The organism is Nocardia mangyaensis (assembly GCF_001886715.1).
In the GTDB taxonomy this organism is placed as follows: Bacteria; Actinomycetota; Actinomycetes; order Mycobacteriales; family Mycobacteriaceae; genus Nocardia; species Nocardia mangyaensis.
In genome coordinates this window covers 1,926,381-1,946,225 of record NZ_CP018082.1, presented here as the reverse complement: position 1 = coordinate 1,946,225, position 19,845 = coordinate 1,926,381, and the positions used below count along the sequence as shown (strand labels likewise).

21 protein-coding genes are annotated in these 19,845 nt (G+C 70.0%); 11 read left to right on the top strand and 10 right to left on the bottom strand.

What is annotated here, in order from left to right:
- Positions 1 to 119: 119 nt before the first annotated feature.
- From BOX37_RS08800 to BOX37_RS08780, 5 genes are all read right to left on the bottom strand, one after another.
- Positions 120 to 1,427 carry an AAA domain-containing protein gene (locus BOX37_RS08800; RefSeq protein ID WP_071927222.1) on the bottom strand — a complete coding sequence of 436 codons (1,308 nt, stop codon included), beginning with the start codon at positions 1,425 to 1,427 and terminating at the stop codon, positions 120 to 122.
- Positions 1,424 to 2,908 (bottom strand): hypothetical protein, encoded by a 1,485-nt coding sequence (locus BOX37_RS08795; protein WP_071927221.1) that lies wholly within the window; start codon positions 2,906 to 2,908, stop codon positions 1,424 to 1,426. Before BOX37_RS08795 ends, BOX37_RS08800 begins: the two co-directional genes overlap by 4 nt.
- Positions 2,905 to 3,990 (bottom strand): hypothetical protein, encoded by a 1,086-nt coding sequence (locus BOX37_RS08790; protein WP_071927220.1) that lies wholly within the window; start codon positions 3,988 to 3,990, stop codon positions 2,905 to 2,907. Before BOX37_RS08790 ends, BOX37_RS08795 begins: the two co-directional genes overlap by 4 nt.
- The gene (locus BOX37_RS08785; RefSeq protein ID WP_071927219.1) at positions 3,987 to 4,787 is read right to left on the bottom strand and encodes a hypothetical protein; all 801 of its coding nucleotides are present in this window, start codon (positions 4,785 to 4,787) and stop codon (positions 3,987 to 3,989) included. Before BOX37_RS08785 ends, BOX37_RS08790 begins: the two co-directional genes overlap by 4 nt.
- 586 nt (positions 4,788 to 5,373) lie before the next feature.
- Entirely contained in the window at positions 5,374 to 5,985 is a 612-nt protein-coding gene (locus tag BOX37_RS08780) for a GNAT family N-acetyltransferase (protein WP_071927218.1), read from the bottom strand.
- 221 nt (positions 5,986 to 6,206) lie between these two features.
- On the opposite strand from BOX37_RS08780, the gene BOX37_RS08775 reads away from it, so the two are divergent.
- Positions 6,207 to 6,887 (top strand): TetR/AcrR family transcriptional regulator, encoded by a 681-nt coding sequence (locus BOX37_RS08775; protein ID WP_240505274.1) that lies wholly within the window; start codon positions 6,207 to 6,209, stop codon positions 6,885 to 6,887.
- A 9-nt stretch (positions 6,888 to 6,896) separates the two neighbouring features.
- On the top strand, positions 6,897 to 8,408 hold the full coding sequence (locus BOX37_RS08770; RefSeq protein ID WP_071927217.1) for a leucyl aminopeptidase: 1,512 nt from the start codon (positions 6,897 to 6,899) through the stop codon (positions 8,406 to 8,408).
- On the opposite strand, the gene BOX37_RS08765 is transcribed toward BOX37_RS08770, so the two are convergent.
- On the bottom strand, positions 8,409 to 8,759 hold the full coding sequence (locus BOX37_RS08765) for an oxidoreductase (RefSeq protein WP_071927216.1): 351 nt from the start codon (positions 8,757 to 8,759) through the stop codon (positions 8,409 to 8,411).
- A gap of 256 nt (positions 8,760 to 9,015) precedes the next feature.
- Between BOX37_RS08765 and sucB the strand changes: the two genes are divergently transcribed.
- The 7 genes from sucB (at position 9,016) to ppnP (ending at position 15,153) form a co-directional block, all read left to right on the top strand.
- A complete protein-coding gene (sucB, locus tag BOX37_RS08760) occupies positions 9,016 to 10,749 on the top strand; it encodes a 2-oxoglutarate dehydrogenase, E2 component, dihydrolipoamide succinyltransferase (protein WP_071927215.1) in 1,734 nt (577 codons plus the stop codon).
- Between the two features lie 18 nt (positions 10,750 to 10,767).
- A complete protein-coding gene (locus BOX37_RS08755) occupies positions 10,768 to 11,673 on the top strand; it encodes a TIGR01777 family oxidoreductase (protein WP_071927214.1) in 906 nt (301 codons plus the stop codon).
- Positions 11,673 to 12,179, top strand: a complete 507-nt coding sequence (locus tag BOX37_RS08750) for a GNAT family N-acetyltransferase (RefSeq protein WP_071927213.1) — start codon at positions 11,673 to 11,675, stop codon at positions 12,177 to 12,179. The genes BOX37_RS08755 and BOX37_RS08750 overlap by 1 nt, the downstream gene beginning before the upstream one ends.
- Positions 12,180 to 12,265: 86 nt before the next feature.
- Positions 12,266 to 12,949, top strand: a complete 684-nt coding sequence (locus BOX37_RS08745; RefSeq protein WP_071927212.1) for a hypothetical protein — start codon at positions 12,266 to 12,268, stop codon at positions 12,947 to 12,949.
- A gap of 91 nt (positions 12,950 to 13,040) precedes the next feature.
- Complete coding sequence (lipB, locus tag BOX37_RS08740) at positions 13,041 to 13,790, top strand: lipoyl(octanoyl) transferase LipB (protein WP_071927211.1); 750 nt, start codon at positions 13,041 to 13,043, stop codon at positions 13,788 to 13,790.
- Entirely contained in the window at positions 13,787 to 14,809 is a 1,023-nt protein-coding gene (gene lipA / locus BOX37_RS08735; protein ID WP_071927210.1) for a lipoyl synthase, read from the top strand. The genes lipB and lipA overlap by 4 nt, the downstream gene beginning before the upstream one ends.
- A 32-nt stretch (positions 14,810 to 14,841) precedes the next feature.
- Positions 14,842 to 15,153, top strand: a complete 312-nt coding sequence (gene ppnP, locus BOX37_RS08730; RefSeq protein ID WP_071927209.1) for a pyrimidine/purine nucleoside phosphorylase — start codon at positions 14,842 to 14,844, stop codon at positions 15,151 to 15,153.
- Positions 15,154 to 15,195: 42 nt separating this feature from the next.
- Here ppnP and BOX37_RS08725 read toward each other — a convergent pair whose 3' ends face one another.
- The 4 genes from BOX37_RS08725 to BOX37_RS08710 all read right to left on the bottom strand — a co-directional run bounded on the left by BOX37_RS08725 (position 15,196) and on the right by BOX37_RS08710 (position 18,152).
- The gene (locus BOX37_RS08725) at positions 15,196 to 15,732 is read right to left on the bottom strand and encodes a hypothetical protein (protein ID WP_156910338.1); all 537 of its coding nucleotides are present in this window, start codon (positions 15,730 to 15,732) and stop codon (positions 15,196 to 15,198) included.
- Between the two features lie 81 nt (positions 15,733 to 15,813).
- Positions 15,814 to 16,548, bottom strand: coding sequence for a glucose 1-dehydrogenase (locus tag BOX37_RS08720; protein ID WP_071927207.1), 735 nt, complete (start codon positions 16,546 to 16,548; stop codon positions 15,814 to 15,816).
- Between the two features lie 115 nt (positions 16,549 to 16,663).
- Positions 16,664 to 17,230, bottom strand: a complete 567-nt coding sequence (locus BOX37_RS08715; protein WP_240505273.1) for a VldE C-terminal domain-containing protein — start codon at positions 17,228 to 17,230, stop codon at positions 16,664 to 16,666.
- Positions 17,231 to 17,483: 253 nt separating this feature from the next.
- On the bottom strand, positions 17,484 to 18,152 hold the full coding sequence (locus BOX37_RS08710) for a TetR/AcrR family transcriptional regulator (RefSeq protein ID WP_240505272.1): 669 nt from the start codon (positions 18,150 to 18,152) through the stop codon (positions 17,484 to 17,486).
- A gap of 164 nt (positions 18,153 to 18,316) precedes the next feature.
- Here BOX37_RS08710 and BOX37_RS08705 point away from each other — a divergent pair, with 164 nt between their 5' ends.
- A complete protein-coding gene (locus BOX37_RS08705) occupies positions 18,317 to 18,532 on the top strand; it encodes a hypothetical protein (protein ID WP_071927205.1) in 216 nt (71 codons plus the stop codon).
- On the top strand, positions 18,529 to 19,782 hold the full coding sequence (locus tag BOX37_RS35755) for a hypothetical protein (protein ID WP_071927204.1): 1,254 nt from the start codon (positions 18,529 to 18,531) through the stop codon (positions 19,780 to 19,782). The genes BOX37_RS08705 and BOX37_RS35755 overlap by 4 nt, the downstream gene beginning before the upstream one ends.
- The last annotated feature ends 63 nt before the right edge of the window (positions 19,783 to 19,845 follow it).

Sequence of the window (19,845 nt, the reverse complement as noted above, 5' to 3'; positions counted from 1 at the left end):
AGATCTTCACAGGGTTTCTTTCCGCTCCCGCAGCGCAGCGGGCACGCTCATTGGTCGAGAGAGTAACCGACCACCCGCACCCGCGCGCGTACTCGAGAATTACTGCGCGCTGGGCAAACTCACAGCATGCCGCCGGCTCGGACCCGATGGCGGGCCAGGTGGGTCAGCACCGCCTGGTTGGCTTCCCAGCCGTCGGGGAACTTGACCGGGACACCGAGATGGACCGGTTCGGCCGAGGGATGCGCGTCGAGCAACTCCGGGATACCGGCCCGGCCGACGAGAACGCAGGCGTGCCGGTGCCGCGAGGCGAGCACACACAGGCGGCCTGCCTCGAGGTGGAAGGCACTGGCGTCGCGTCGACCCGACAGCGGATGCAGCACGAGGGTGACGTCGTATTCGCGGCCTTGCAGCCGGTTGGCGGTATCGACGGTGACGGGTTCGGCCGCGGTCCCGCGCAGCGCGGCGCGCACGGCATCGGCCTGGTCACGGTGGGCGGTGCCGATGGCCACCCGCTCGGTGGTGACCGGGTGACTGCCGGATTCGGAGTGCGCGGTCGCGCCGCGTTCGATCAATCGCGCGGCGATCGCGGCGATGGCGGCCACGGCTTCGCGGTCGGTGCGCAGGGTGTGCCGAGCCGGGAGTTCGTACCAGCCCCACCCGGATTCGGCGGCTTCCTCGAGCACCGCGTCGACCGGGCCGCCCATCCCCCGGGTGGTGAAATCCATGCGGCGGTCACCGAATCCGGTACCGGACTCGAATTCGGTGAAAGGGTAGAAGGCCCGCGAGACCACGGGTGCGGCGGTGGCGGGAAGACGCCAGGAGACCGGCAGCCGATGGGTGGGAATGTGGTCGTTGTTGGCGAGCATGACGCTGACCGCGCTCATGGTCGGGTCCCAGGTGAGCCCGGCCCAGCGGGCGGTCTCGACGGTGGCGAACGGGTCGAGCTGGCCGGGGTCGCCGACGAACAGGCCGCGGTCGAAGCGGTTCGCGATGCGCAGCAGCATGTCCGAACGCATCTGGTAGGCCTCGTCGATGATGGCGTGCGACCAGCTGCCCTCGGTGATGGTCGCCCACTTGGCCGCCGTGCCGATGACGATGGTGCGATCGGCCAGGTCACCGGGCTGCTTGGCGACCCGGACATTGCCGTGCTGGTCGACCCGCTCGCTGGTGACATAGGCGGCGCTGGAGAGGCGGCCGATGCGCAGGGCGGGGTCGGCGGTGGCGAGGCGGTCGATGAGGTCGTCGACCTGCTCGTTGGTCTGGGCGACGATCATCCGCTGCTCGTCGTCCTCGGCGAGCTGCCGGGCCGCGCGGACCACGAGGGTGGATTTGCCCGCGCCGGGCGGTGAGTCGACCACGATCGCGCGATGGTTCTCGTCGCGCAGATCGGCGAGAATTCCGGCGACGGCCTGGTCCGGTGTGGTCATTGCAGGTCCTCCCCCGCGTCGTCGGTGGGCGGCGGGGTCCACTCCGGCGGCGGACCGCCGTGCGTCCACGGGGTCTCCTCGGGCGCGGGCAGATTCAGCTGGCCGTTGAAGGCGGCGGGCTTGAAGCGGGCGAAGCCGAGTTCGTCACCGGGTTCGGGGACGCTGCCCGGATCGGCGACGAGTTTGCGGCCCATCCCGCCGGACAGTTCCAGCACGATGGCCGCACCGTCGCTCTCGACGACGACACCGGTCTGCTTCGGACGCTCCACACATGTCAGCTCCTCGCCGGGAACCGGGACGAACGGGTCGGTGGTGCGCAGATGGATGTGCGGGCGCAGTTTCGGACGCGAACCCGAACGGTCGAGGCGATCCGGTTCGCTGTGCACCACGGTGCCGCGGAAGGCCGCGCCGGTGACGCGGTGTTCGAGCATCCGCAGCGGGTCGTCGAAGGCGCACTGGGCCTGCAGCGCCTCCAGCGCGCGTTCGCGGGCCAGCAGCCTGCGCACGGCCGGAACCGCGGAATCCCGGCGGGCCTGCGGAATCCCTTCCGCCACGTCGGCGGCGAAGCGGGAGAACGCGCCACGATCGTCGGTCCAGCGGCTCTCGACGCTGGCGCCCGGCGGGAGTGCGTGCAGCAGGTCGAGCGCACGCCACATCAGTCCCCAGGTCGGTTCGAGCTGCCCGCGCAGCGAACGTTCGAGGCGTTCGGCGGCCACCGCGCGAGCGTTCTCGTCCTCGGCGGCGTTGTAGGCGGCGATCAGCGGCGCCAGTTCCTCGTTGTCGAAACCCGGGTCCGTGGCCGGGCCCGCGGGCGGGGACAGCAGGGGATCTTCGGCCAGCGCGGCCGCTTCGGCGCCGGTCAGGCCGGGCGGCGGATCGATCCAGCCGAGCAGGGCCGCGAGATTGCCGTCCTCGAGCGCGGACTGGCCCGAGGCCCAGTGTGCCGAGAGCACCGCCGTGACCGCGGGCAGGACCGCCGAACCCGGATGTTCGGCCCGGTCGCCGAACCAGGTGAGCCAGCGGCCGAGCAGCGGAATCGATGGCGGCACCGGGTTGTCGCCGTCGGTGCGGTGGAAACGTACCGAGCGGCCGAGCAGTTTCAGGAAGGTCACGCCGGCCGGGTTGGGCGTCCACAGCTGGGGTGCGTCCAGGCAGCGGGTGTAGGTCTCGCCCGCCTTGCTGGTGAGTTCTTCCGTCTCGGCCAGGAACGACGAGAGATACGGCAGCACCACGTCGGCCAGTTCTTCGATGAACCGCAACCGCAGCACCCGGTCGCGGGGCTGCGGCACGATCAGCACGTTCTGATCACCGCGCGCGGTGCCGATCATGATCGCCAGCGGCGCCGCCGCCTCCCCGGCCAGTCGCAGCGGCACGGTGACCAGCGGACGTTCGGCGAGATGCAGATGGCGCAGCGCCGCGGTGGGTTGCGCGCGGCCCGAACGGACGGCCTCGGCCTTGGCCAGGGCGGACAGGACGCTCATCCGGCGATCTCGAGCCGCAGGCGGTGCGCGGTACGCAGCATGGCGGTGATGTCGGCGTGCTCGGGGCCCGGTTCCAGCGTGCCGTCGGCCAGGCCGAGGACCGTGTGGATGTTGTCGATACCGCCGACCTCGTCACACACGCCGCGACCGAGCGCGTCCACCGAACCGCAGGTGCGGGCCTCGTCCCGGCAGGCGAAGGCCAGTTCGCAGCTCGACATGCATTCGGGGGCATAGCGCGCCGGGATCGCGGCGATGGTCTTCTCCAGGTCCTCCCCCGGCGCGAAGCTGGCCGCCGGCGGCAGCAGGTCGAGCAGTTCGGGAATGGCGGTGAGCCGGGTGAGCTGCCGGGAGACGACGGCGAGTTGCTTGCGCAGATCGACCAGTTCGGCGGTCGGGCGGTTGGTGAAGTTCTTGGCGCACACCAGGATCACATTGTGCGACACCAGCTCCGGTGACTCCCCGATCTCGGTCATCAACTCGCGCAACGCGATCACGTACACCGCGGATTGGCGGGCCGCCGCCGCGACCTGCGCCGGGTCGGCCTGGCCGTCGATCACCGGGAACGCCTTGATCTCGACCACATGGAACTTGCCGTCGAGTTGCACGGCGACGACATCGGGTTCGAGATAGGCGGCGGCGCCCGCGATGTCCAGGCGCAGCATGGGGTGGTCGAACAGGGTGCCGTCGCCCGCGGCGATCGAGGCCTTCAGCAACTGCCTGGTCCGCTGGTGGCGCACCGCGTTGCCGGTGTTCTCGCCCACCGAGTTCAGATCGTGGTAGGCGACCTCGGGAATCGTGAGGCCGAGCTTGTCGCGCAACAGCGCCAACAGCTCGGCACAGCCGTTCGCCTTCACCATGGCTTCGAAGGCGTTGCCACGGGTGATGGCGAACTGGGACTGACCGAACTGTGGTGGGAAACCGAGCGATTGGGCGATCACGGTCTTGTCCACCGCGGCCGCGTCGAGCAGGGCGCGGCGAGCGCATCCGGGATTGGCCGTCAACGCGGCGATGGTGCGGGCGTTGTGCCGCGTGGCGGGCGCATCGCCGCGCAACTGGTCCAACTGTGCTGCGAGAGTGCTCATCTCACCTCGATTCGTCGCCGATCGGCTACGCCGAGCCGAACACCGAATAGTTGTGCGGCCGGATCGGCCAGCTGATCCGCCGCTCGGCGCGCGGCCGCGATCCGCGCTCGCGCGTCGTCGTTCTCGTGCACCGCCAGTTCCCGTCGCGCGGCCTCGAGTACCGTCGCCGGGTCCAGCGAATCCGGTGCGCTGTTCACCCCGGGTATCGACACGGCGAGCCGCCACAGTACGCGCAACCCCGCCGGTTCGGCGGCAGGCTGCGCCGAAAGATGTTCGGCCAGGCGGATTGCCGAGGTCAACAGGTCGACGCGCGGGCTCAGCGGACCGATCATCCGCCGCTCGAGCGGCCACGAACTCACCGCCATCAGCCCCCGCGCCGGGGCGAGCAGGTCGGTGGTCAGTGCCGCGCACACGTAGTAGGGGCGGGCGAAGGGCGCCGAGCGGAAGGAACGTTCCTCGTCGCGGCGCAGGCTGGTGAGCCGTGCGGGCAGGAGCTCACCGGAGAAGAAGCCGTCGTGCACGGCCAGCACCAGCTTCGGCGACGAGGGCACCGACAGCAGGGTCAGCGCGCGGTGCACGTGTTCGCGCACCGGCACGGCGGGGGCGTCGACCCGGTCCGGAAACTCGGGCGTCTCCGGGATCGAGCCGAGAACGACCGCGTCCCAGTCGGTTTCGGCCTTACGTAGCTCCGCGCGGAGCTGACGCGCGGTGGCCCGATCGCCGGCCGCGGCGGCTCGGCGCACCTCGGCGCGCAGGCCCGCGATGCGCGCCTCCAGCTCCTCGGCCGAGTCCGTCACGATCGCGAGCGTATTCAGGCATTCCAGTATTGTCCAGTGATTGCCAGTATTGGCTCCGGGATTGCCCTGGGCCGCCGATGCCGAATCGGCACCGGTACATCTCGGTCAGTGGGGTTTGCCCGTAGTCGAGTGCCAACAGCCGGGGCGCACCGCCACGGCAAGCGCCAGCTGCGGCAAGCGCCAGCTGCGGCAAGCGCCAGCTGCGGCAAGCGCCAGCTGCGGCAAGCGCCAGCTGCGGCAAGCGCCAGCTGCGGCAAGCGCCAGCTGCGGCAAGCGCCAGCTGCGGCAAGCGCCAGCTGCGGCAAGCGCCAGCTGCGGCTGGGTGCCAGCTGCGGCACAACGCCGACTGCGGCACAACGCCGACTGCGGCAAGCGCCAGCTGCGGCTGGGTGCCAGCTGCGGCACAGCGCTGGCTGCGGCACAACGCTGGCTGCGGCCAGCGGCGTCGCCTGCGGCCGGCGGCCAGCGGCGTCGGCCGGCCCGCAGAGTCGGTGTGCCCAGGCGCACCCTCGAGCGCCGGGTATGCGTGCCCGCAGTGATCGCGGGGCCTGCACGGCCGGTGGGGCCGGGCCCGCAATGGCGCGGTTCAGCCGCGGAACCACATCGGAAGCAGAGTGGGTCCGCCGTCGGGCAGTTCGATCGGCGCGCCCTCGTGGGCGAAACCGTTGCGGGCGTAGAGCCGCGACGAGCGTGGCGTGCTGGCTTCGAGGAACGCGGATTCCCCCGCATCAGAGAACGCCTTCAACCGATCCGCCAGAATCGCACCGCCCGCGCCCTTGCCGCGATGTTCGGGCACCGTGACGATGACGTGCAGATAGCGATGCGGGAATTCGCGGGGATGCGCCTCGGCGACCAGACTCGAGACCGCCGCCATCCGCTGCAGCGCCACCACCTCGGGCGCCGCGTCGAGGAAGGCACGCGCCTCGGCCGCCTCGGCGTGGAAACGGTCGGCGGAATTGACCCGCTGCCACAGCGACACCGCCCAGATCTCGTCGCCGGTCCCGGCCAGCCAGACCTCGTCCTGGGCGAGCGCCTTCGTCACGACCTGCGGACCGATCGTGGTCTTGTACGCCTCGTCCATCGCGGGGTCACCCGCCCGGACCCAGGCGTTGACCACCTCGTCGAGACTGCCCGCGACGAAGGCTTCGGCGACCGCGGCGACGTCGTCGGCTCCTGCTTTCCAAACCTGTGGCTGCATGGTGAGTACCTCCTGAGTGAACGGTGTGCGTGTCCGCCAATCTAGGAGCGGTACTGCGCAACAGCGACCATTTCGTCACACTGGTTGGTGTGCGGAAAACAACGCTGTGCGCGCAGTGTGGAGCCGAAGTGGTCCAGGCCGACCGAGGGCGAGTGCGGCGCTATTGTTCGCGGTCATGCCAGGGCCGGGCCTATCGAGCACGCCGCGATCGACGAACACCGGTGCGGCATCCGCGACCAGCCAAACTGACCGCGGTCCTCATCACCCGCACCGCCGTCGACCTGGCCGACCGCGACGGGCTCGACGGCCTCACCATGCGGCGGCTGGCGGGCGAACTGGGCGTGGCGACCGCCGCGCTGTACCGGCACTTCCCCGACCGCGAAGCGCTGCTGGCGGCGATGACCGAACTGGCGCTCGACGAGACCCCCGATCCTGCGCCCGCGCCGACCTGGTACGCGACCCTGGCCATCGAGGCCGAGGAGGAATGGCGGCTCTACCGCCGTCACCCCTGGATGCTGACCGTGCTCGCCCGCACCCGTCCACCGCTGGGCCCGACCCTGCTCGACTCGGTCGAACGCGCCTTCGCCGCCCTCGACGAACTCGACCTGACCAGCGCCCAGATGCTCACGATCTACCTGGCCTACTCGGGCATGGTCCAGGGCCTGGCCCTGATGTGGAGCACCGACCGCGGCGACCGCATCGGCGCCGGCGCGCTGGCCGCCTCGGACCGGATGCGCGACGAACTCGCCGAACTCCTCGACCCGAGCACCCGGCCGGTCGTGCACCGGGTGTTCACCGGCGAGCCCGCCGGGCCCGACCTGTCGTTCGACGAACTGCTCACCGCCGGTGTCGGACTGCTCCTCGACGGCGTCGCGGTGCGACACCGACCGGCCACCGAATAGCCTGGGGCGATGACCGCTGTTGCAGATCGTTCCCTCGGACCGGAACTGGCACGTACCGAAACCATCGCCCCGGATACCGATGTCCTGGTGATCGGGTTGACCTCCTCGGAGAACGGCCCGGCCATCGTGCCCGCCGACCTGTTCGGCGACATCCTCACCGCCGAGGTCCGCGCGGAGTTGCTCGACGCCCTCGGTGCCGTCGGCGCCAAGGGCAAGCCCGAGGAACTGACCAGGGTGCCCGCGCCCGCGGGCTTGGACAACGTCACCAGTGTGCTCGCGGTCGGACTCGGCGCGGCCGAGAAGCTCGACGCCGAGCAGGTGCGCCGCAGCGCCGGAGTGGCCGGGCGCGCGCTCAGCGGCACCGAACTCGTCGCCACCACCCTGTCCGGCATCGACCTCGGTGCCGCGGCCGAGGGCTTCTACCTCGGCGCCTACACCTTCAGCACGTTCAAGTCGACCAAGAGCGCCCCGAAGCCGGACGAGCAGCCGGTGGTGCGCGTCGAACTGCTGGTCCCCGAACCGGAATTCGGCGTGCTGGAACTGCTGCGCGCCCAGCTCGTCGCCGAAGCCGTCGCCACGGCCCGCGATTTCGTGAACACCCCGCCGAGCGCGCTGTACCCGGCCGAGTTCGCCGATCGGGCCCGCGTGCTCGCCGAGGCCGCCGGGCTCGAGGTCGAGGTGCTCGACGAGACCGCGCTGGCCGCGGGTGGTTACGGCGGGATCGTCGGCGTCGGCCAGGGTTCTTCCCGGCCGCCGCGGCTGGTGCGGATCACCTACGCGGGCGGGCCGAAGAAGATCGCGCTCGTCGGCAAGGGCGTCACCTTCGACACCGGCGGCATCTCGATCAAGCCCGCCGCCAACATGGAGAACATGACCTCCGACATGGCGGGCGCCGCAGCGGTCATCGCGACCACCCTGCTCGCCGCGCGCCTCGGCCTGCCGGTCACCGTCATCGCGACGGTGCCGATGGCCGAGAACATGCCATCGGCTACCGCGCAACGCCCCGGTGACGTGCTCACCCAGTACGGCGGCACCACCGTCGAGGTCATCAACACCGACGCCGAGGGCAGGCTCATCCTGGCCGATGCCATCGTGCGCGCCAGCGAGGACGAGCCCGACTATCTGATCGACGTCGCCACCCTCACCGGCGCCCAGATGGTGGCGCTGGGCACCCGCACCCCCGGCGTGCTGGGCACCGAGGAGTTCCGCGACCGCGTGGCCGCCACCTCGCGGGCGGTCGGCGAGAACGGCTGGGCCATGCCGATGCCCGCCGAACTGCGCGCCGACATCAACTCCAAGGTCGCCGACCTGGCCAACGTCGCCCCGCACCGGTGGGGCGGAATGCTCTCGGCGGCGCTGTTCCTCAAGGAGTTCGTGCCCGAGGACGTGCAGTGGGCACACCTGGACGTCGCGGGTCCGGCCTACAACACCGGTGGGCCGTTCGGCTACATCGGCAAGGGCGGCACCGGCGTCCCGGTGCGGACGCTGATCACGGTGATCGAGGAGATCGGGGCGGAGTAGTCACTCGTCGAACTCGGCTTCGCGGGCCCGCCGCTGCTCGATCCGGCGGCGGGCGTCGAAGTCACGCATCCGCTGCGGATAGCCGGTCTTGTTGACGTCGTAGACCGGGATCTTCAGCGCGTCGGCCAGCTTGCGCGCACCGCGCTCGCCGACGATCCGGCGGGTCCATTCACCATCCACGGCCACCAACACGGCTGTGACATCGGTCACAGTTGTTTTCGGTTCGATGAACGCCTCGACACCGCGCCGAGACCGCGCCCAGTCGGCCAGCGCGCGCACCTCCGACGCGCCCTCGCGCGCACCTGACCTGCTCCTGCCGCGCCCACCGCGGAAACGATCCAGCAAACCCATCGGTTCAGCCCTCCTGCCATCCGACGGAATTCTGCTCACCGCCGTACATTCCATGGTGCCAGCTCTGCCCGGAATGCCGCCCTGCGCTACGCACGCGGCGAGCGAGTGCAAGGATGGTTGCCGGAACAAGAACCAACGCTCCCGGGCGCCCCGCCGCGAAGGTTGGGGTGGACGTCCGCCGCGACCCGCGACGGGAGTCCACCGGGACGAAGCACTGTTGTATTACCCGTCGAACAGTCAGAGGAGTCAGAGGACTATGGCCTTCTCCGTCCAGATGCCGGCTCTTGGTGAGAGCGTCACCGAGGGAACGGTGACCAGGTGGCTGAAGCAGGAAGGAGACACGGTCGAGGTCGACGAACCGCTGCTCGAAGTCTCCACCGACAAAGTCGATACCGAGATCCCGTCGCCGACCGCCGGTGTGCTGTCGAAGATCGTCGCGCAGGAAGACGACATCGTCGAGGTCGGTGGTGAGCTCGGCGTGATCAGCGACGCGGGCGAAGCCGCCCCTGCCGCGCCCGCCGCGGAGCCCGCCGCCGCCGAACCCGAACCGGCCCCCGAGCCGGAACCGGCGCCCGCCGCGCAGGCTCCCGCCGAATCCGCGCCCGCACCGGCTCCCGCCGCCGCGTCCGCCGCCGATGGCACCCCGGTGAAGATGCCCGAATTGGGCGAGTCGGTCACCGAGGGCACCGTCACCCGCTGGCTCAAGGCCGTGGGCGACAGCGTCGCCGTCGACGAGCCGCTGCTCGAGGTGTCCACCGACAAGGTCGACACCGAGATCCCCTCGCCGGTCGCGGGCACGCTGCTCGAGATCTCGGCGCAGGAGGACGACATCGTCGCCGTGGGTGGTCAGCTGGGTGTGATCGGCAGTGGTTCGCCCGCCGCCGCGCCCGCTCCCGAGCCCGCACCGGCACCGGCTCCGGCCAAGGCGCCCGAGCCTGAGCCCACGCCGGCTCCCGCGCCCGCCGCCGCGGCCCCAGCGCCCGCTCCGGCACCGGCTCCCGCCAAGGCTCCGGCCGCGTCCGCTCCTGCCCCGGCGTCCTCCGCCAACGGCAGCAGCACCCCGTACGTGACCCCGCTGGTGCGCAAGCTGGCCGACGAGAACAACGTCGACCTGACGACCCTCACCGGTTCCGGTGTCGGCGGCCGCATCCGCAAGCAGGACGTGCTCGCCGCCGCCGAGGCCAAGAAGGCCCCCGCCCCGGCTCCGGCCGCCGCCGCACCCGCGTCGGCGCCTGCCAAGCCGACCGCAGCGCCCAAGCTGGCCGCCCTCACCGGCACCACGCAGAAGGCCAGCCGGATCCGCCAGATCACCGCGACCAAGACGCGCGAATCGCTGCAGAGCACCGCGCAGCTGACCCAGGTCCACGAGGCCGACGTCACCAAGATCGCGCATCTGCGTCAGCTCGCCAAGGCCTCGTTCAAGGAGCGCGAGGGCGTCAACCTGACGTACCTGCCCTTCTTCGCCAAGGCCGTGGTCGAGGCCCTCGGGGTGCACCCGAACGTGAACGCCTCCTACAACGAGGATTCCAAGGAGATCACCTACCACGCGTCGGTGCATCTCGGGATCGCGGTCGACACCGAGCAGGGTCTGCTCTCGCCGGTCATCCACAACGCCAGCGACCTGTCGCTGGCCGGGCTGGCCCGCGCGATCGCCGACATCGCCCACCGCGCCCGCAATGGTGGGCTCAAGCCCGACGAGCTGTCCGGTGGCACCTTCACCATCACCAACATCGGCTCCGAGGGCGCGCTGTTCGACACCCCGATCCTGGTTCCGCCGCAGGCGGCCATGCTCGGCACCGGCGCGATCGTCAAGCGCCCGGTGGTGATGACCGACGAGACCGGTGGCGAGTCCATCGGTGTGCGCTCGATGGTGTACCTGCCGCTGACCTACGATCACCGGCTCATCGACGGCGCCGACGCGGGCCGGTTCCTCACCACCATCAAGAACCGGCTGGAAGATTCGGCGTTCGAGGCCGATCTCGGCCTGTAGCCGGAGTATTCGCCGACCATGCAGGTGGTGATCGCCGGTTCGTCCGGACTGATCGGGACAGCACTCGTCGCGGCCCTGCGCCGCGACGGGCACGTGGTGTCCCGATTGGTCCGGCGCGAGGCCGCCGCACCCGACGAATTCGCGTGGGACCCCGCGCGCGCCCAGCTCGACGAGCGGGCGTTGCGCGGGGCCGACGCGGTGGTGAACCTGTGCGGTGCGAGTATCGGTGGTCGCCGCTGGACCGGCAGCTACAAGCAGGAGCTGCGTGACAGCCGCATCACCCCCACCGATGTCCTGGCCACCGCGGTCGCCGCGGCGGAGGTGCCGACGCTGGTCAACGCCAGCGGCGCGCACTACTACGGCGGCGACACCGGTGACACGATCGTCGACGAGACGGCCGCCGCCGGAACGGGTTTCCTGGCGACGCTGTGTCGCGACTGGGAGGCCGCGACGGCCCCGGCCACCGCCGCGGGCGTGCGCACCGTGCTGGTGCGCAGCGCGGTGGTCCTCGCCCCCAACGGCGGAATGCTGAGCATGTTGCACCCGCTGTACTGGCTGGGGCTGGGGGGCCGGCTCGGCAGCGGCCGTCAGTACACGCCCTGGATCTCCCTCGATGACGAGGTCGGCGCCATCGCCTTCGCCCTCACCCATCCCGAGGTGTCGGGCCCGATCAATGCCGCCGGTCCCGCGCCGGTGACCAACGCGGAGTTCGGTCGCGCGCTGGGCCGGGCGCTGCATCGGCCCACACCACTCATCGTCCCCGGCTTCGCCCTGCGCGCCCTGGTCGGCGAGTTCGCCGACGAGGCCATCCTGCACGGACCACGCGCCATCCCCGCCGCGCTGGAGCAAGCCGGATACACCTTCCAGCATCCGACGATCGGTGCCGCGCTGGCCGCCGCCGTCGGCCGATCCGGGAACCGCTGATGCGGATCCGCGACGCCGACAAGGCCGATCTGCCCGCCGTCCTCGCGATCCACAACACCAATATCGCCGAGTCGACGGCGATCTGGGACACCGACGAGGTCGACCTCGACGACCGCCTGACCTGGTTCGCCGACCGTTCCGCCGCGGGCATGCCGATCCTGATCGCCGAGATCGACGGCGAGGTCGCCGGGTACGCCTCCTACGGTCAGTGGCGCCCCAAATCCGGCTACCGCTTCACGGTGGAGAACTCGGTCTACGTCGACGACCGCTTCCAGCGCCGCGGCGTCGCCACCGCCCTGCTCACCGAACTCATCACCCGCGCCACCGATTCCCACCGCGTGCACGCCATGGTGGCCGCGATCGAATCGAGCAACTCCGGTTCCATCACCCTGCACGAACGCTTCGGCTTCCGCGTCGTCGGTGAACTTCCCGAGGTCGGCCACAAATTCGGCCGCTGGATGGACCTGACCCTCCTGCAGCTGACCTTCCCGATGAACCACCGCTGAACAGCAGCCGGGGCACACGTGAAATCCTCGGCGCCGGGTCACCGCACGGTTGCGCATACCGGTCGGTTTGCCGAAACATCGAGCGCATGAGAACCCGTCGTGCACTCGTCGCTGTGGTGGCGGCGCTGTCGTTTCCCCTCCTCGCGACGAGCCCGGCTCTCGCGGCGCCACCGATCGAGGAACCGGCCGCCCTGTGGACCGTGCCGACAGCCGAGACACGCGAGTTCTCCGTCCTCATCGCCTTCAGTTTCGGCAACCGGATTCCCGAGGGCGTCGATCCGCAGCGGACCGTCGGGGACCCCGGCCCGGTGAACGAGGCGCTCGCCGCGGCCACCGTCGCGGCCAGAGCCGGACGCGACATCCCGGTGTACGCCCAGACCGAGATCGCCACGGTGCTGCGTTCCGAGTACGGGCTGCGCGATGTCGTGTCCATCGATCCGACCCGTGCTGCCGACGGAACGCTGGTCTACCTGTCCACCGACGGCGTCGCCGCCGAGGTCGCCGCACTCCGTGGTCCGGCCGCCTCCGAGGACGTCGCGGGTGTGGTGGCCTTCCAGGATCACCTGTGGCGGGCCGTATACACCAGCCGCGCCCGCGGCGTCACAGCCTTCGCGCCCCGCGAGGTGCCGATGCCGAGCGAATACGATCCACAGTCCGGTCAGCCGTGGACCACCAGCCGGGAACGCTATCTCCCCACCGACTACGCGGGGCGTGTGCCGGTGCTCGCGCGACTGTTCGGGCTCGCGCCGACCGAGCTCGGGCCGCGCTGACGAACCAGGTGGGCGCGCGAGGCCGTCCGGCTCCTATTCGCCTCCTGACCGACCTGCACCGGATTCCGGCCGTGGGCGTAACGTCAGGGACGTGAACAACACGCGCCCCCTCGCGTCCGCACGGTTCGATTCGACCCCGATCGTGGTCGAGAATCTCGGACTCATCGACTACCACGCCGCCTGGGAGCTGCAGCGGCAGACCGCCGAGCAGCGCGCCGCGGGCGAAGGCTCCGACCGGCTGTTCCTGCTCGAGCACCCGTCGGTCTACACCGCGGGCCGCCGCACCGAGGCCGAGGATCTGCCGATCGACGGCAGTCCGGTGGTGCAGGTCGACCGCGGTGGCAAGATCACCTGGCACGGGCCGGGTCAGCTGGTCGGCTATCCGATCATCCGGCTGGCCGAGCCGGTGGACGTCGTGCACTACGTCCGACGGTTGGAGGAGGCGCTGATCCAGGTGGTCACCGGACTCGGCGTCGACTGTGGTCGCGTCGAGGGCCGCTCCGGCGTCTGGCTGCCCGCCACCGAGCTGTTCTCCGAACGCAAGATCGCCGCGATCGGGGTGCGCGTGCAACGCGGGGTCGCCCTGCACGGCATCTCGCTGAACTGCAATTCCGCCCTCGACGGTTTCCAGGCGATAGTGCCCTGCGGCATCAAGGACGCCGGCGTCACCACGCTGACCCGTGAACTGGGCCGCGAGGTCACCGTCGCCGAGCTCGAGCCGCTCGTCGCCGCCGCGATCGTTGCCGCCCTCGACGGCGAAATTCCCGTTCAGCCCCATGACATTGATCGCACCACCGGCCCGGCGAACACGCAGGCCCCGAGCGTAGAGTCGATCCAGTGAGCTCCGTAGACGCTTCTGCCCCCGCCGGACGCAAGCTGCTGCGCATCGAGGCGCGCAATGCCGAGACCCCGATCGAGCGCAAGCCCAAGTGGATTCGTACCCGCGCGACCATGGGCCCGGAGTACACCGAGCTCAAGGGCCTGGTGAAACGCGAAGGCCTGCACACCGTCTGCGAGGAAGCGGGCTGCCCCAACATCTTCGAATGCTGGGAAGACCGCGAGGCCACCTTCCTCATCGGTGGCGAACAGTGCACCCGCCGCTGCGACTTCTGCCAGATCGACACCGGCAAGCCCGCCGCCCTCGACCGCGACGAGCCCCGCCGCGTCGCCGAGAGTGTCCAGGCCATGGGCCTGCGCTACTCCACCATCACCGGGGTGGCCCGCGACGACCTCGACGACGGCGGCGCCTGGCTCTACGCCGAAACCGTCAACGCCATCAAGCGGCTCAACCCGAACACCGGCGTGGAACTGCTCATCCCCGACTTCAACGCCGACCCCGACCAGCTCGCCGAGGTCTTCGCCTCGCGCCCCGAGGTGCTCGCCCACAACCTGGAGACGGTCCCGCGCATCTTCAAGCGCATCCGCCCCGCTTTCCGCTACGAGCGCTCCCTCGCCGTCCTCACCGCCGCCCGCGAGGTCGGCCTGGTCACCAAGTCCAACCTCATCCTCGGCATGGGCGAGACGCCGGAGGAAGTCACCGAGGCCATGCGCGACCTGCACGAGGCGGGCTGCGACATCCTCACCATCACCCAGTACCTGCGCCCCTCCCCCCGCCACCACCCCGTCGACCGCTGGGTCAAGCCCGAAGAGTTCGTCGAGCACTCCCAGTTCGCCGAGTCGCTCGGCTTCGCCGGTGTGATGGCCGGTCCCCTTGTCCGCTCGTCGTACCGCGCCGGCCGTCTCTACGCCCAGGCCATGGCCCACCACGGCCGCGAGATCCCCGAGGCCATGAATCACCTGGCCCAGGGTGGCACCGCGTCCCAGGAAGCCAGCTCCGTCCTCGCCCGCTTCGGCAGCTAAGCTCAGGGTCCCCTCACTCCTCGGAAGGACCCATGTCGAAGTTCGAGAACGTCTCCGTCACCAAGCAGGCCAATGTCTACTTCGACGGCAAATGCGTCAGCTACAGCCTCGAGCTGCCCGATGGCACCGCGAAGTCGGTCGGCGTGATCCAGCCGTCGGCGCTGACCTTCACCACCAGTGCGCCCGAGGTCATGGAGCTGGTGGCCGGTGAGGCGAAGGTGACCCTGGCCGGGGCGAGCGAGGCCGTCACCTACCGCGGTGGGGAGTCGTTCGAGGTGCCCGGCGACAGCTCGTTCGACATCGAGGTCGTCGACACCATGCACTACGTCTGCCACTACGGCTGACCGGACCGGGGGCGACCGCTCGGCCGCCCCCATCCCGGGTTTCTACTTCACGAGGAATTCGTCCTTGTACAGCCGGTTCGGCCGTGGCGAGGTCGTCTCGGCCAGCTCCACCTGGAAGTCGTTCTCGCGCACGGTCCTCGGCCGGTAGCTCCCGCCGAAGGTGACCATCACCGAGCCACCGACACCGTTCACACCACCCCTGGTCGTGTTCGACTCGCGGCCCGCGTTGAACACACTCACCAGATCGCGTCCGTCGTTGCCGACCGCGATGGTGCCGTCGTGGAAGAACTGCACGAACGTCCCGTTGTCGGCGGCCACGGTCGCCGCGACCGTGTGACCCTGTTCCGGGTCGAGCGAGAACTCCGCGTCGGGCTGCTGACGTCGATCCACGGGTCCCGGGGTGTCCAGCGTGCGCCCGAAACCGAGCAGCACCGTCTCGCCGAGCGCGTTGTGACGCTCCCGGCTCAGTTCAGTCCACAGGTGGGTGGTCGACCAGACCTTCACGCGCCCGTCGTCGAAAAGTGACACCCGGTCGTCGGTGCCGTTGCTGATCAAATATTTCGCGCTGTTGGGGGCCATCCCTCGATCATGCTCGATCCGGCCGCCGAAGTCGCATCGTTCGGCGCAGCCGACCACGCATCGACACGATCGAGGGCGCCGCTACTTGTGCGGTACGCCCACCGTGAGCCCGCCGTCCACGACGAATTCCGCCCCGGTCGAGTACGAGGATTCGTCGGAGGCCAGGTACGCCACCAGCGCGGACACCTCGTCCGGCTCGGCCGCCCGTGCCAGCGGGATCTGCAGGAAGTCGGCCGGGATCCCCTCGGTCATCGGCGTGCTGATCAGACCGGGATGCACCGAGTTCACCCGGATGCCCTGTGGCGCGAGTTCGAGCGCCGCCGACTTGGTGAGCCCACGCACCGCGAACTTCGTCGCGGTGTACCCGTGCAGCCCGGGACTGCCCCGCATCCCCTCGACCGAGGAGATGTTGACGATCGAACCACCACCGGCCGCCAGCATGGCCGGAACCGCCGCCTGCATCCCGAGGAAGGTCCCGGTCAGGTTGATGTCGATGATCCGCTGCCACTCCGCGAGCGCGAAGTCGACGAGCAGGTTCCCGTTCACGATCCCCGCGTTGTTCACCAGCACGTGCAGCCCGCCGAACTCCTCGACCGCCGCCGCGACGACCGCACTCCACTGCTCGGGTTCGCGCACGTCCAGGTGCCGGTAGATCGCGGCGGCGCCGAGTTCCTTCGCCACGACCGCGCCTTCGTCGTCGAGCACGTCACCCAGCACCACCGAGGCCCCCTCGGCGACGAATCGGCGCGCGTGCGCCGCCCCCATCCCCCGAGCGCCACCACTGATCACCGCGACCTTGCCGGTCAGTCGTCCCATCGCGCAGAACCTCCTCGTCGAGCCGATGCGTTTACACCGTACGAGCGCCACCGGTTCCGCGCGGCGAATTGCTCAGGAAGGCGCAGGAATACGCGTCACCAACCAACAGTGACAGTCAGCAGGTGAGGTTCGCCGCGCCGTAGGAGTGGAACGACACGTGGACGTGGTCGTAGTGGTTCTGGGTCGAGCTGCCGCGGTCTTCCATGAGCGACCAGCCGTTGCCGTCGTTGTAGCGCTGCTTCCAGATCACATAGGTGACGCCGAAGCGCTCCTTGTTGGCCAGCACGAACTCGGCGATCGTGTCGCCGACCGCGGCGTTGGGCGTCATGAAGTCGAGCGCCAGGCCCGAGCCGTGGTCGCCGTCCCAGCGCCCCTCGGCGCCGCCGATGTCGTGGAGACCGAAGGTCTGCTGGATCAGCCGCCCCACCTGTGCCACATGGGGCTTGGCGCCGCGCAGGTCCGTCGAGCACAGCAGCTTGGCCTTCATCGCCGACAGAGCCGCCAATTCGTCGTCGGCCGCCACCGGCTCGAGTCCGGACTCGGGCTCGAGCTCGGTGTGCTGTGCCGCGGCGGCGATCGGATCGAGCTCGATGTTCGACGTCGACCGCGGCTCGGCCGCGGCAGCCTCCGGCACCGCCGGGCTCGGTTTGAACGCCATCCACAGCATCGCCGGAACAGTCATGGCGAGCCCACAGACACCCAGAGCCCCACGACTCCCAGGGGCAGGGGCCGTTTTCCGATGTTGACCAGGCACGTTCTCGATCACCAGCTACTGTCGATAATTAGGTCTCTGCAACATTACGAAAAGGTCGCGGAAATGTCACGCCGCGCCCGCGTGTCGCATGTCAGGAGACAGCATCTCCTATCCGACGCGATTGCGCGAGACCGTGATCGTTTTGTTCTCCGAACTCGCGATCCGACGCCGAGAATCTCCCTCAGTCGCTGTCCTGGTTCAGCGCCGCGAGGGTGACGAAGATCGGCACGTCCGAATCGGCGTCGACACCCCGTCCACGCAGGAACGCGTTGATCATCCCCCACACCAATTCCCCGGCCCGATCGACGAATTCCGCCGGGTCCGGCATGGGTTCGGTCAGCCAGAGATCGGTGAGCGCGATCATCACCCCGACTATCCCGCGTGCCAGATAGTCGATGCCCTCGGTGTCGAGCGGAATCGAATCAGCCACCGCGCGTGCCCGTTTCGCGAATCGGTTCGCGACGGCGCTGCTCAGGTCGTATTGCCAGACCGAACCGTCCCTGGTCGATCCGGTCTGGGCCTGCGCCAGGAATCGGAAGACATCGGGGTGGTCGAGGATGCCCGCGGCGTAGTCGCCGAGCGCCCTGGCGATGGCCTCGCGCGGCGGCTGGAGCAGCAGCGTGAGGTCGGCGCCGGTCGCCGCGAAGGCCGTGTCGGCGAAGCGGCTGCCGATGGCGGTGTAGAGGTCGCCCTTGTCGGTGAACTGGCGATAGAGCCGCGGTTTGGTGATCCCCGCCTCGGCCGCGATGGCCTCCATGCTCGGCCGGGGGCCGTCGCGGTCGAGGACCCGTATGGCCGCGTCGACGATCGCGTCCCGGCTCACCGGCGGCGGTCGTTTGGCACGGGTCACGGATCTCGACACTACACGTACCGCCAGTACGATCGCGCACCCCACCGAGGTCCGCAGCAGCCCGACACAGATCCAGCAGGCTTTACATTCGGCCACCGTACCGGCAGTATCACGCTCCGTACCGACAGTACGAAACCTGTCGGACACCATCGAAGGAGAAGCCCGTGCCGGATGCCCTGCGTCAACTCACCACGACACTCGGCACCCCACCGCCGCCGGAGTTCGCCGCCCTCTCCCCCGACGAGTTCACCCGCCTCGACGGCTTCGTCCACCACGCCCTCGACCAGCGCGAAGCCGCCCTGAACAACGCCCTCGACGCCGGCATGCGGCACATCCCCCGCCTGGCCCGTCCCGCCGTGAAGAAGGTGCTCGGCCTGTGACCGCCACCCACCACACGACCGCCGAGATCGCCAAGCTGGCCCGCGTCCTCGACCAGCCCGACCCGGCCGACCTGGCATTCCTCGCCGAGCTCCCACCGGCTGCGATCCGCGCCTTCCGCGACCAGGTCAACGATCTGATCTCCCGCCGAGACGCCCGCCGCATGCAACGCATCGGCGCCGCCGCCAAACTCGTCCCCGCGCCCATCGCCGCCAAGATCACCGAGGCCGCCTTCGGCCCCGTCCTCGCCGCCGCCGTCGCCGGATCGGTCGACCCGGCCCGAGCCGTCGCCATCGCCGGTTCGCTGTCCCCGAGCTTCCTCGCCGACGCCACCGTCACCCTCGACCCGCACCGCGCCGCCGAGGTCATCACCCACGTCCCCACCTCGATGGCCGCCGCCGTCGCCCGCGAGCTCATCCGCCGCGGCGACTACCTCACCATGGGCCGCCTGGCCGGCTCCGTCCCCGACTCGGCCCTGCGCGCCGCCCTCCCCCACGCCGCCGACATCGACCTCCTGCACGTCGGCTACTACCTCGAGAACACCTCCGCCGCCGACCGCCTCCTCACCCTGGTCGCCGACCGCATCCCCGGCATGCTCCGCGCCACCCACACCGAAAACCAATGGCCCGAAGCCATCACCCTGCTCGACCTCCTCGGCCCCGCCGAACGCTCCCGCATCGGCGACATCGCCGCCGACCAGGACGACGAAGTCATCGACGGCCTCCTCACCGCCGTCGATGAACTCGACGCCTGGGACACCCTCCTCCCGGTAGCCGCGGGCATGACCCCCACCGCCCTCCAACACCTCACCCAACGCCCCCTCCTCCACACCCCCGAGGCCCTCACCACCATCACCGACACCGCCCTCACCCACGACCTCTGGTCAGACCTGCTCCCCCTCGCCGCCCACCTGACCCCCACCCAATCGCAGTGCGTGGCAGCGCGAGTCGCCACCGAATCCGACGACTCACTCACCGCCCTGATCGAACAGGCCCACACCCACAACCAGTGGGCATCTCTCCTCCCGATCGTCCTCGCCTTCGACACCCCCACCCGCACCCGATCCCTGACCCTGCTCAACGAGGCCCCCGACCTCGAAGACCTGATCAGCACCTTCACCACAACCGATCCAGCGTTCTGGACAGCCCTGTCCGACATTCGAACCGAGATCCCCCAGCCCTTGCGAGAGCTTCTCGCCGCACAGGCAGCGCGATCCGGCCTCCCCGAGCTCAGCGACCAACTGAGCTCCTGAATCAGCGCGCACCCCTGGCACGACACTCACTCTCAGTCGGTCTCCACGCCCGATTCATCCGGA

Excerpts from the sequence above, each read along its gene's own strand:
- BOX37_RS08800 (WP_071927222.1), bottom strand. The coding sequence starts at position 1,427 with ATGACCACACCGGACCAGGCCGTCGCCGGAATTCTCGCCGATCTGCGC.
- BOX37_RS08795 (WP_071927221.1), bottom strand. The coding sequence starts at position 2,908 with ATGAGCGTCCTGTCCGCCCTGGCCAAGGCCGAGGCCGTCCGTTCGGGC.
- BOX37_RS08790 (WP_071927220.1), bottom strand. The coding sequence starts at position 3,990 with ATGAGCACTCTCGCAGCACAGTTGGACCAGTTGCGCGGCGATGCGCCC.
- BOX37_RS08780 (WP_071927218.1), bottom strand. The coding sequence starts at position 5,985 with ATGCAGCCACAGGTTTGGAAAGCAGGAGCCGACGACGTCGCCGCGGTC.
- BOX37_RS08770 (WP_071927217.1), top strand. The coding sequence starts at position 6,897 with ATGACCGCTGTTGCAGATCGTTCCCTCGGACCGGAACTGGCACGTACC.
- BOX37_RS08765 (WP_071927216.1), bottom strand. The coding sequence starts at position 8,759 with ATGGGTTTGCTGGATCGTTTCCGCGGTGGGCGCGGCAGGAGCAGGTCA.
- sucB (WP_071927215.1), top strand. The coding sequence starts at position 9,016 with ATGGCCTTCTCCGTCCAGATGCCGGCTCTTGGTGAGAGCGTCACCGAG.
- BOX37_RS08755 (WP_071927214.1), top strand. The coding sequence starts at position 10,768 with ATGCAGGTGGTGATCGCCGGTTCGTCCGGACTGATCGGGACAGCACTC.
- BOX37_RS08750 (WP_071927213.1), top strand. The coding sequence starts at position 11,673 with ATGCGGATCCGCGACGCCGACAAGGCCGATCTGCCCGCCGTCCTCGCG.
- BOX37_RS08745 (WP_071927212.1), top strand. The coding sequence starts at position 12,266 with ATGAGAACCCGTCGTGCACTCGTCGCTGTGGTGGCGGCGCTGTCGTTT.
- ppnP (WP_071927209.1), top strand. The coding sequence starts at position 14,842 with ATGTCGAAGTTCGAGAACGTCTCCGTCACCAAGCAGGCCAATGTCTAC.
- BOX37_RS08725 (WP_156910338.1), bottom strand. The coding sequence starts at position 15,732 with ATGGCCCCCAACAGCGCGAAATATTTGATCAGCAACGGCACCGACGAC.
- BOX37_RS08720 (WP_071927207.1), bottom strand. The coding sequence starts at position 16,548 with ATGGGACGACTGACCGGCAAGGTCGCGGTGATCAGTGGTGGCGCTCGG.
- BOX37_RS08715 (WP_240505273.1), bottom strand. The coding sequence starts at position 17,230 with ATGACTGTTCCGGCGATGCTGTGGATGGCGTTCAAACCGAGCCCGGCG.